This is a genomic window from Kitasatospora sp. NPDC096077, assembly GCF_040303245.1.
Taxonomy (GTDB): domain Bacteria; phylum Actinomycetota; class Actinomycetes; order Streptomycetales; family Streptomycetaceae; genus Kitasatospora.
The window spans coordinates 26,984-36,465 of sequence record NZ_JBEOSV010000083.1 but is presented as its reverse complement, the minus strand read 5'-3'; the positions used below and the strand labels follow the sequence as shown (position 1 = coordinate 36,465).

The 9,482-nt window shown below is 73.0% G+C and carries 10 protein-coding genes; 4 read left to right on the top strand and 6 right to left on the bottom strand.

What is annotated here, in order from left to right:
* The coding region (locus ABTZ03_RS39030; RefSeq protein ID WP_350517967.1) for a hypothetical protein at positions 1 to 198 on the top strand (198 nt) is incomplete at its 5' end.
* A gap of 167 nt (positions 199 to 365) precedes the next feature.
* On the opposite strand, the gene ABTZ03_RS39025 is transcribed toward ABTZ03_RS39030, so the two are convergent.
* A complete protein-coding gene (locus ABTZ03_RS39025; protein WP_350517966.1) occupies positions 366 to 1,370 on the bottom strand; it encodes a stage II sporulation protein M in 1,005 nt (334 codons plus the stop codon).
* Positions 1,371 to 1,624: 254 nt separating this feature from the next.
* Between ABTZ03_RS39025 and ABTZ03_RS39020 the strand changes: the two genes are divergently transcribed.
* Entirely contained in the window at positions 1,625 to 2,635 is a 1,011-nt protein-coding gene (locus ABTZ03_RS39020) for an RDD family protein (protein WP_350517965.1), read from the top strand.
* Between the two features lie 39 nt (positions 2,636 to 2,674).
* Here the strand turns inward: ABTZ03_RS39020 and ABTZ03_RS39015 are convergent, their stop codons facing one another.
* Entirely contained in the window at positions 2,675 to 3,307 is a 633-nt protein-coding gene (locus tag ABTZ03_RS39015) for a hypothetical protein (RefSeq protein ID WP_350517964.1), read from the bottom strand.
* 120 nt (positions 3,308 to 3,427) lie between these two features.
* Here ABTZ03_RS39015 and ABTZ03_RS39010 point away from each other — a divergent pair, with 120 nt between their 5' ends.
* Entirely contained in the window at positions 3,428 to 3,943 is a 516-nt protein-coding gene (locus ABTZ03_RS39010; protein ID WP_350517963.1) for a SigE family RNA polymerase sigma factor, read from the top strand.
* Entirely contained in the window at positions 3,940 to 4,989 is a 1,050-nt protein-coding gene (locus ABTZ03_RS39005) for a hypothetical protein (protein ID WP_350517962.1), read from the top strand. Before ABTZ03_RS39010 ends, ABTZ03_RS39005 begins: the two co-directional genes overlap by 4 nt.
* Before the next feature lie 64 nt (positions 4,990 to 5,053).
* Here the strand turns inward: ABTZ03_RS39005 and ahcY are convergent, their stop codons facing one another.
* From ahcY to ABTZ03_RS38985, 4 genes are all read right to left on the bottom strand, one after another.
* Entirely contained in the window at positions 5,054 to 6,502 is a 1,449-nt protein-coding gene (gene ahcY, locus ABTZ03_RS39000) for an adenosylhomocysteinase (protein ID WP_350517961.1), read from the bottom strand.
* Between the two features lie 352 nt (positions 6,503 to 6,854).
* The gene (locus tag ABTZ03_RS38995) at positions 6,855 to 7,832 is read right to left on the bottom strand and encodes a cation diffusion facilitator family transporter (RefSeq protein WP_350517960.1); all 978 of its coding nucleotides are present in this window, start codon (positions 7,830 to 7,832) and stop codon (positions 6,855 to 6,857) included.
* 25 nt (positions 7,833 to 7,857) lie between these two features.
* Entirely contained in the window at positions 7,858 to 9,114 is a 1,257-nt protein-coding gene (locus tag ABTZ03_RS38990) for an SIS domain-containing protein (protein WP_350517959.1), read from the bottom strand.
* Positions 9,115 to 9,213: 99 nt separating this feature from the next.
* A complete protein-coding gene (locus tag ABTZ03_RS38985; RefSeq protein WP_350517958.1) occupies positions 9,214 to 9,396 on the bottom strand; it encodes a Trm112 family protein in 183 nt (60 codons plus the stop codon).
* Between the last annotated feature and the right edge of the window lie 86 nt (positions 9,397 to 9,482).

Genomic DNA, 9,482 nt, shown 5'->3' with positions numbered 1-9,482 from the left:
GCCTTCCAGCGGGCCCTCCGGGCGCTTCGTTCTTTCGTGTTTCCAGCTTATCAGATGTTTTCCGCTCCGTTTTCCGGAGTTTCATTCATCCGATTCCCGCTGGCGGGATTTCCTGCGAACTTCGTTCCGAAGCTTATCAAAGCTTTCGGAGTGTTCCGTCCGTGGGATTTGCTTCATCGGAGGGTGCGCATTTCGTGAAATGCACTCGCCTCGATTTCGGCGGTGTCGTAGACACTAACGCCCGGGCCCGACCGTTGTCCAGTCAGTCCCAACCGTTCAAACCTACTAGCCCACCCTCACCACGTCAATGGTTTGGTCGGGATGCGAGAAGAGTACCAGGTCAGCGGCCTGTTGATCACATCGGCTCAGGCCGCGACAGGCTGAAGGTCCGCCCGATCGGCCGCATCCACATCACCGAACTCTCCGCTCGCCGCAGCCTTTCGGCCCAGCCCCAGGGCATAGAGGAGGAAGGCCGCCTCGGCCAGCACGCCGATGGAAATGCGCGCCCAGGTCGGCAGGCCGGACGGGGTGACGAAGGCTTCGAGCACACCGGAGACCGCCAGCACCGTCGCCAGGCCCATCGCCATGCCGACGATCGAACGGCCCTGTTCCGCCAGGGCCACCCCACGGGTGCGCGGTCCGGGGTCGATGACCGTCCAACCGAGGCGCAGTCCCAGGCCGCCGGCCACGAAGACCGCGGTCAGCTCCAGCAGGCCGTGCGGGATGAGCAGGCCGAGGAAGGTGTCGAGCCGCCCGGCCGAGGCCATCAGTCCGATGCCGATGCCGAGGTTGACCACGTTGGTCCACATCACCATGAGCACCGGAATGCCCAGCGCGATCCCGAAGACCAGGCACTGCGCCGCCACCCAGGCGTTGTTCGTCCAGACCTGGGCCGCGAAGGAGCTGGCCGGCCGGTCCGAGTAGTAGGCCTCGTACTGTCCGCCGGGGCGGGTCATCTCCCGCAGGTCGTCGGAGGTGAGAAGGCTGTTGCGGACCTCGGGGTGGGTGGCCATCCACCAGGCGAGCAGCACGGTGAGGACCATCGACACGACCGCCACCGGCACCCACCAGCGGCGGGCGCGGTACAGCGCGGCCGGGAAGCTGACCGTGTAGTAGCGGGCGACGTCCTGCCATCCGCTGCTGCGGGCGCCGGTCACCGTGCTGCGGGCCCGCGAGACCAGACCGGTCAGCCGGCTGACCAGGGCCGGGTCCGGCGCGGCAGCCTGGACCTTGGCGAGGTGGCCGGTGGCGCGCTGGTAGAGCGTGACCAGCTCGTCGGCCTCCTCACCGCTGAGCCGGCGCCTGCGGGCGAGGGCGTCCAGCCGGGCCCACTCCCCCTGGTGGGTGGCGACGAAGACGTCCAGGTCCATTCGGCGGCTCCATGGTCGGCGATGGCGCGAGGCGATGGCGCGAAGCGCGCGTGCGCGGTCGGGCAGGTACGTACGGACACGTGCGGGCCCAGCATGCCAGGAGCCGTCACCACCCCGGCCGTCGGGATCTCACTTCCCGTGCGCCCACCGGGCGCCGTATGTTGGCGGCTGCGGATCGGACTGCGGAGAGCGGGCAGTGGGGGCCGATCCAACCGCACTCCACCCGCCCGCGTGAACGTGAACGGACAGGTGTCTTGAGCGACCTGGTGACGGGTGAGGCGGTCGTCCTCGACCTGCAGACGGCGAAGCTTCCGAGCAGGGCTCTGGCGGTCGTCCTCGACCTGCTCATCGAGTTCGCCGCGCTGTTCGTCACCACCCTGGTGATGACCGTCGCCCTGTCCGACCTGGACAGCGCCGCGCTGGCGGCCACCATGATCGGCATGACGGTCTTCTACCTGATCGCCCTGCCGGTGATGATCGAGACCCTCAGCCACGGGCGCTCGGTCGGCAAGGCCGCGCTCGGTCTGCGGGTGGTGCGCACCGACGGCGGGCCGGTGCGGTTCCGGCACTCGCTGGTGCGCGGGCTGGTGGGCTTCTTCGAGGTGATCGCGATAACCGGCGCCCCGGCCGTGATCACCTCCGCGCTGAACTCGGACGGCAAGCGGTTGGGCGACATCTTCGCCGGGACGGTGGTGGTCCGCGAGCGCACCCCGGGCGGGGCCGGCGCGACCGCCCCGCTGCCGCCGGTGCACCCCCAGCTGCTGCACGACATGGGCCGCGAGCTGGTCGCGATGGACCTGTCCGCGGTGCCTGAGCCGCTCTGGCTCGCGAGCCGCCAACTGCTCGGCCGGATCGGCCAGTTGGACCCGGGCGTGACCTTCCGGATGTCCACCGAGCTGGCCGCGGACCTGGCCGCCCGGATCGGTCACCCGGTGCCGTCGGGGCTGCACCCGGCCGCCTACCTGGGCGCGGTGCTCACCGAGCGCCAGCGCCGGGAGTGGATGCGCGCCCAGCAGCGGTTCGTGGTGCCGAACCCGATGCCGGTGCCCACCCCGCAGCCGGTCGCCGCCACGGCCGACGACCGGCCCCACCGTGTCCTCGGGATGCCCGCCGCGCCCGCCGCGGCCCCCACTCCCCCGATCACCCCCGCCACACCTGCTGCCCCGGCACCGGCCGCCCCCACCGCGCCGTTCTTCGAGAAGCCCGCAGCCCCCGCCCCTGCCCCCGCACCTGCCCCCGACGCCGGCTTCGCCCCGCCCGCCTGAGCCCACGTCCGGCCTGAGCCCGCGTCCCGTCCGAGCCCGCTACTCCCCCACCACCGGCCAGGCGTTCGGCGGCGACGCCAGCTCCTCCAGCTCGACCCCCGCCGCCGCCAGCACCACGTCCCCCGCCAGGTGCACGACCTGCTGCTCCCCCGTCTCCAGGTCCGCCACCTGGTACCGCTCGACCGTCAGCACCCCCGAGTCCGTCTCGTGGGTGTCCACGCCCTCCAGCAGCCACCCCTGGTCGAAGGTGCGCGGCGCCAGCACCGGCTCGGTGAACGCCACCAGCCGTACCCGCGCGCTCGCCCCCTCCCGCAGCCGCAGCATCCGCGCGGTGGCGACCAGGAAGCCCGGCGAGCGCCCGGCGAACCCGTGCGCCCGGTCGTGGCCCTCCACCGCCTGCCCACCACCCGGATCGGCCGCGTCGGTGCGGACCCAGGCCACGCCGTCCACCGCGCCGCCGCGCACCTGCCAGCCGCCGGCCCGCAGTTCCATCCGCAGCGGCCGGGCCCGCGAGTCCAGGGTCAGGTCGACGCCGCCGATCACCCGGCCGTCCGGCGCGTAGGTCTTGGAGACGTACCGCCAGCCGGCCGCCCCGGGCGCGCAGCTGAAGCGCTCCTCTCCGAGCAGCAGGTGGTCGTGGGTGTCGTGGAGCGAGTACCGGCCGTTGGGCATGCCCGAAGCCTACGCACGAACTCCCGTGCAACGTTCCGGGCCGGTGGCCGCATCAGTGGGTCGGACGGCGCGGGAGACGCCGTCCGAACGCCGGGAGCGGAACGACGAGAGGGGGTGCGGATGGCGAAGCCGACGCGTGACGCGGAGTTCACCGAGTACGTGGCCTCCAGGGCCGGCTGGCTGCGCAAGGTCGCCTATCTGCTGTGCGGGGACTGGCACCGGGCCGACGACCTGGTGCAGGAGACGATCACCAAGCTGTACGTGCACTGGTCGAGGGCGAGCCGGGCGGACAACCTGGACGGCTACGCCCGCCGGACGCTGGTCAACACCTTCCTCGCCGAACAGCGCACCTCCTGGTGGCGCCGCACGGTGCGGACGGACGTCGACCCGGAGAGCGCGGTCGCGGCCCTCGACCTGGAGGCCTCGCTCGACCTGCGCCGGGCCCTCGCCGCCCTGCCGCCCCGACAGCGGGCCACCGTCGTCCTGCGGTACTACTGCGACCTGTCGATCGACCAGGCCGCCGAGGCCCTGGGCTGCTCCTCGGGCAACGTGAAGAGCCAGAGCTCACGCGCTCTGGAGGCACTGCGCAACACCCTGCTCCCCCGCCCCAGCGCCGCCGCAGAGAGGACGTCATGACGAACCTCGACAACGTCGAACTGGCCGTCCGGCTGGCGGACCTGGCCGCCGAACCGGCGCCGCCGCCGGCCTTCGATCCCCACACGGCCGTCGCCACCGGCCGGACCAGGCTGCGCCGTCGGCGCCGAGCGGTGGCCACCGCCGTAGCCACCGCCACGGTGGCGGCGGTCACCGCCGCGCTGCTGCTCGTCCCCGGTGGCGGCGGCTCGTCCTCGCTCCGCCTGGTGCCGGCCGCCCCGCCGCGCGGGGAGCAGGGCGTGGCCGTCCCGAAGCCGGTCCGGACGGCGGTGGGCACCCCCACCGACCCGCTGGTCAGCGGCGGGACCTTCGGCTGGCTGCCGGACGGGCTGGACCCGGTCCGCGACGTCAGTTACGAGGCGGGCCAGGACGCGGTCGTCACCCGGGCCTCCCAGCCCGTCTCGAACGGGCTGAACCTGGCGCTCATCGTCCACTCCACCGGGGCCGAGCCCCCGTTGGTCGACACGGCGCAGCAGAAGCAGGTGAAGGTGCCGGCTCCGCCCGTCAACGGCCGGACCGCCTACTGGGTGACCGACCCGACGCATCCGACGTTCGACCGGCAGCGGATCCTGCGGTGGCTGACCGCCTCCGGCCGCTGGGCGCAGCTGGTCTCCAGCCCGCCGAAGGACGCCGGCGTCCCCGACGACGCGCTGCTCCGCGTCGCGGCCGAGGCCGTGGTGGACGAGCAGCCCGTCCCGATGCCGTTCTGGTTCTCCGGCCTGCCGACCGGCACCCGGGTGACGGGGGCGGCGGTGACCCGCCCGGCGAACGGGCAGCCCTGGATCGCCAGCGCCGACCTGTGGCTCGACGGCAAGACCCTCGGCGTCTTCGTCCTGCCCGACGACAACCGGCGGTACGGGAAGACCGACACCCGCTGCCGCCGCGAGCAGGGCCTGCAGATCTGCGCCACGGCCGAGAGCGACGACCTGCCGCTGGCCCCGCAACTCGGCGACCTGGACGCGGTGACCAACCTGATGCACGTCACCGGCCCGGACGAGAAGACCTGGACCACCCGGGTCATCCGCTGAACACGCCGGTGGCCGGCACCCCCGGGCGGGGGTGCCGGCCACCGGCGTCGCAGGCGTCACCGCATCAGTAGCGGTACTGCTCCGCCTTGTACGGGCCCTCGACCGGAACGCCGATGTAGTCGGCCTGCTCCTGGCTCAGGGTGGTCAGCTTCACGCCCAGCGCGTCGAGGTGCAGGCGGGCGACCTTCTCGTCCAGGTGCTTCGGCAGCACGTAGACGCCGATCGGGTACTGCTCGGTCTTCGTGAACAGCTCGATCTGGGCGATCGTCTGGTTCGCGAAGGAGTTGGACATCACGAAGGACGGGTGGCCGGTCGCGTTGCCCAGGTTCAGCAGGCGGCCCTCGGACAGCACGATGATGGTGCGGCCGTCGGCCTTGCGCCACTCGTGGACCTGCGGCTTGACCTCGGTCTTCACGACGCCGTCGAGCTTGGCCAGGCCGGCCATGTCGATCTCGTTGTCGAAGTGGCCGATGTTGCCCACGATGGCCTGGTGCTTCATCCGGGCCATGTGCGAGGCCATGATGATGTCCTTGTTGCCCGTGGTCGTGATGAAGATGTCGGCGATCTCGACGACGTCCTCCAGCGTGGCGACCTGGTAGCCGTCCATCGCCGCCTGCAGCGCGCAGATCGGGTCGATCTCGGTGACGATGACGCGGGCGCCCTGGCCGCGCAGCGACTCGGCGCAGCCCTTGCCGACGTCGCCGTAGCCGCAGACCACGGCGACCTTGCCGCCGATCAGGACGTCGGTGGCGCGGTTGATGCCGTCGATCAGCGAGTGGCGGCAGCCGTACTTGTTGTCGAACTTCGACTTGGTGACCGAGTCGTTGACGTTGATCGCCGGGAACAGCAGCTGGCCGTCACGGTGCATCTCGTACAGGCGGTGGACACCGGTGGTGGTCTCCTCGGTGACGCCCTTGATGGTGGCGGCGACCTCGGTCCACTTGTTCGGGGTGTCCTTGAGGGTGCGGTTGAGCAGCTCCAGGATGATCCGGAACTCGTCGTTGTCCGCGGTGGACGGGTCCGGGGCGGCACCGGCCTTCTCGAACTCGACGCCCTTGTGGATCAGCAGGGTGGCGTCGCCGCCGTCGTCCAGGATCATGTTCGGGGTCTTGCCGCCGGGCCAGGTGAGCGCCTGCTCGGTGCACCACCAGTACTCCTCCAGGGTCTCGCCCTTCCAGGCGAAGACCGGCACGCCCTGCGGGTTCTCCGGGGTGCCCTCCGGGCCGACGGCGATGGCGGCGGCCGCGTGGTCCTGGGTGGAGAAGATGTTGCAGGAGCACCAGCGGACCTCGGCACCGAGCGCCGTCAGGGTCTCGATCAGCACCGCGGTCTGGATGGTCATGTGCAGCGAGCCGGTGATCCGGGCGCCGGCCAGGGGCTGCGACTCCGCGTACTCGGCGCGGATGGACATCAGGCCGGGCATCTCGTGCTCGGCCAGCTGGATCTCCTTGCGGCCGAACGGCGCCAGGGAAAGGTCGGCGACCTTGAAGTCACCGGTGATGTCGGTCGACATGCGTCTGCTCCTCGCTGATGGGGGTGGGGCACGGCCAAAGGTCCGGATGTGCGTTGCGCATGGCGGGCCGTACGGGTGCACGGCTACGCCGGGGCGCCCTGGTCCCGTGGTGCGGACCGGCTCCCCGCTACGCAGCACAAACCGTCGGAGGACCTCTCTCCCTCGACCGGCGCACACCCTACGGGCGCGGACCGCCGATCGACCGCCATCAGCAGCGACGTTCTGGCTCTGGTGACGAATCTACACCGGCGGCCCCCTCGGCCGTCCGCCGATGACCGATTTCGGTCCCGGACCCGACCGCCGCTCGACCGGGGCCCGAGCCGCGTCCCCGGGCGCCGCGCAGGACGGACCGTCAGTGCGCCGGGCCCGGTCCGGGACCGCCCGGGGTGGCGGCCGGGTCCTCGCCCGCGGCGGCCTTCTCCGCGCTGTAGACGTCCGGCTCCAGGTAGATCGCCCGGGCGATCGGGACGGCGGCGCGGACCCGCTCCTCGGCCTCGTCGATGGCCCGCGCCACCCGGGCGGCGCTGTCCTCCGCGTTGACGGCGATCTTGGCGGCGACCAGCAGTTCCTCGGGGCCGAGGTGCAGGGTGCGCATGTGGATCACCCCGGTGACCGACTCGCCGTCCACCAGCGCGGCACGGATCCGCCGCACCGACTCCTTGTCGGCGGACTCGCCGAGCAGCAGAGACTTGGTCTCCAGCGCGAGCACCACGGCGATCAGCACCAGCAGCACGCCGATGGCCAGGGTGCCGACGCCGTCCCAGACGCCGTTCCCGGTGACCACGGTGAGCGAGACGCCGAGCAGCGCGAGCACCAGGCCGATCAGCGCGCCGGTGTCCTCCAGCAGCACCACCGGCAGCTCCGGCGCCTTGGCGGTGCGGATGTACTGCACCCAGCCCTGACCGCCCTTGGCCTTGGCCGACTCGCGCACCGCGGTCAGGAAGGACCAGCCCTCCATCGCGACGGCGAAGAGCAGCACGCCCACCGCCCAGCCCCAGGAGTCCAGCGTCTCGGGGTGGTTGACCTTGTGCCAGCCCTCGTAGACGGCGAACAGTCCGCCGACGCTGAACAGCACGATCGCCACCAGAAAGCCGTAGACGTAGCGCTCGCGCCCGTACCCGAACGGGTGCTCCTCGTCGGCCGCCCGGCGCGCCCGCTTGCCGCCGATCAGCAGCAGCACCTGGTTGCCGGAGTCGGCGACCGAGTGCACGCCCTCGGCCAGCATCGAGGAGGATCCGGTGAAGCCGAAGGCGGTGAACTTGGCCGCCGCGATCGCCAGGTTCGCGGACAGCGCCGCGACGAGTGCCTTCGTTCCGCCCTCAGTGCTCATGCGGAGAACGCTAGCGGGAAGGCCCTCAGGACTGCGCGGCGGCGAGCCCCAGGTAGACGGCGGCGAAGTCGGTCAGCGCGACCAGGTCGGCCAGCGCGTGCAGCGGGTCCGGGCGGGTGCTCGCGTACTCGGTCAGCCGGACGTCGTGGGCGGCGGCGAGCCGGTGCGCGCGGCTCGCGCCGAAGCTGCGCGGCCGCTCGTCGTCCTCGGTCACCTCGGCCGGGCCGTCCTGCTCCCCCACCGCGACGGTACCGACGGCGGTACCCGGGAGGTGCCGCAGCAGCAGCACCTGGAGGTGCAGCGGGTCGGGCTCCTCGACCCGGTCGCGGAAGAAGTCGTCCGGGTCCGCGCCCGCGCCCAACTGGCCGGTGAACATGCCGCGGTGGGCGGTGAGCACCTGCGGCAGCGACCCGGCCAGCGCCGGCCGGCCGGCCCGGTCGGCGAGCTGGGCGGCGAACCGGCCGGCGGCGGCCCCGGCGAGCGGGCCCTCGGCCCACAGCAGCGGGACCGTCCCGGCCAACCGGGCGGCCAGCCCCTTGGCCGGGTTGGTGTACGCGGCGGCGTCCGGGCGGCAGCGCACGGCGGCGGCGTCCAGCAGGTCGGCGACGCCCGGCAGCGCGTCGTACGGCAGCTGGGTGAGGCCGAGCTTCTGGGTGAGCGCCAGCAGCGGGGTCAGGTGGGACCACAGCGCGGCCGGGTCCTCGGCCGGCAGGTCCGGTTCGGCGGCCGGCGCGGTGGGCCGGCCCTCGTCGGGCAGCACCCCGGCGACGTACGGCAGCGGCAGGGCGCGCACCTGCAGCGCGGCCTCGGCCAGCGGGCTGCCGGCCGGGGCGGTGACGACGATGGCGCAGCCGCGCGCGTAGGCCTGCTCGGCGAGGCCGATCAGGCCCCGCTCGCCGCCGTCGGCGGAGCTGATCACCAGCAGGTCGAGCGGTCCGGCCCAGCCGGGCAGTTGCCAGCCGAGTCCGGCGGTGAAGACCGGCGGGGCGCCGGCCCGGTCGGCCCGCGGGGCGGCGGCCTCGGTCGGCGGCAGCGGGGTGACCAGGGTGGCGGAGCCGGCCAGCGCGGCGAGGACCTCGGCGGCGGTCAGGGCACTGCCGTGCCCGGCGACCAGGACGGTGCGCGGGCGGCCGTCCGGACGCAGCCGGTCGAGGCCGGCCGCGTCGGCCTGCCGCAGCGCGGTGCGGACCCGGGCGCCGGCGCCGGCCAGGGACAGCAGGGCGCGGTCGTGGTCGGCGCGCTGGAGGGCGGCCGGGTCGTCGAGCAGGGTGTCGTCGAGCATGCGGCGGGCCTCCGGCTGTCCTGTGGGCGGCGGGCGCGGTTGGGGCTCTGGCGCGGGTGGGGCACTGGCGACGTCGGGGCGCCGGGCGCCCCAACAGGATCAGGCCGGGCGGCGGGCCTCGTCCACCAGGAGGACCGGAATGCCCTCGCGGATCGGGTACGCGAGGCCGCAGTCCGCGCCGGTGCAGACCAGCTCGGGCTGGTCCTCGGTGCCGCCCTCGACGAGCGCGGCCCGGCACTGCGGGCAGACCAGGATCTCCAGCAGGAAGGATTCGAGCTTCATGGGGCTCTCCAAAGTTCGGGGGTGGCACGGAGGTGCCCCGGCCGATAGGCAACCCTACCGGCCGGGGCACCGGGGCCCGCGGTCAG

Coding starts and splice junctions, on each gene's coding strand:
- ABTZ03_RS38985 (WP_350517958.1), bottom strand. CDS start 9,396: ATGAAGCTCGAATCCTTCCTGCTGGAGATCCTGGTCTGCCCGCAGTGC.
- ABTZ03_RS38990 (WP_350517959.1), bottom strand. CDS start 9,114: ATGCTCGACGACACCCTGCTCGACGACCCGGCCGCCCTCCAGCGCGCC.
- ABTZ03_RS39005 (WP_350517962.1), top strand. CDS start 3,940: ATGACGAACCTCGACAACGTCGAACTGGCCGTCCGGCTGGCGGACCTG.
- ABTZ03_RS39025 (WP_350517966.1), bottom strand. CDS start 1,370: ATGGACCTGGACGTCTTCGTCGCCACCCACCAGGGGGAGTGGGCCCGG.
- ABTZ03_RS39015 (WP_350517964.1), bottom strand. CDS start 3,307: ATGCCCAACGGCCGGTACTCGCTCCACGACACCCACGACCACCTGCTG.
- ABTZ03_RS38995 (WP_350517960.1), bottom strand. CDS start 7,832: ATGAGCACTGAGGGCGGAACGAAGGCACTCGTCGCGGCGCTGTCCGCG.
- ahcY (WP_350517961.1), bottom strand. CDS start 6,502: ATGTCGACCGACATCACCGGTGACTTCAAGGTCGCCGACCTTTCCCTG.
- ABTZ03_RS39010 (WP_350517963.1), top strand. CDS start 3,428: ATGGCGAAGCCGACGCGTGACGCGGAGTTCACCGAGTACGTGGCCTCC.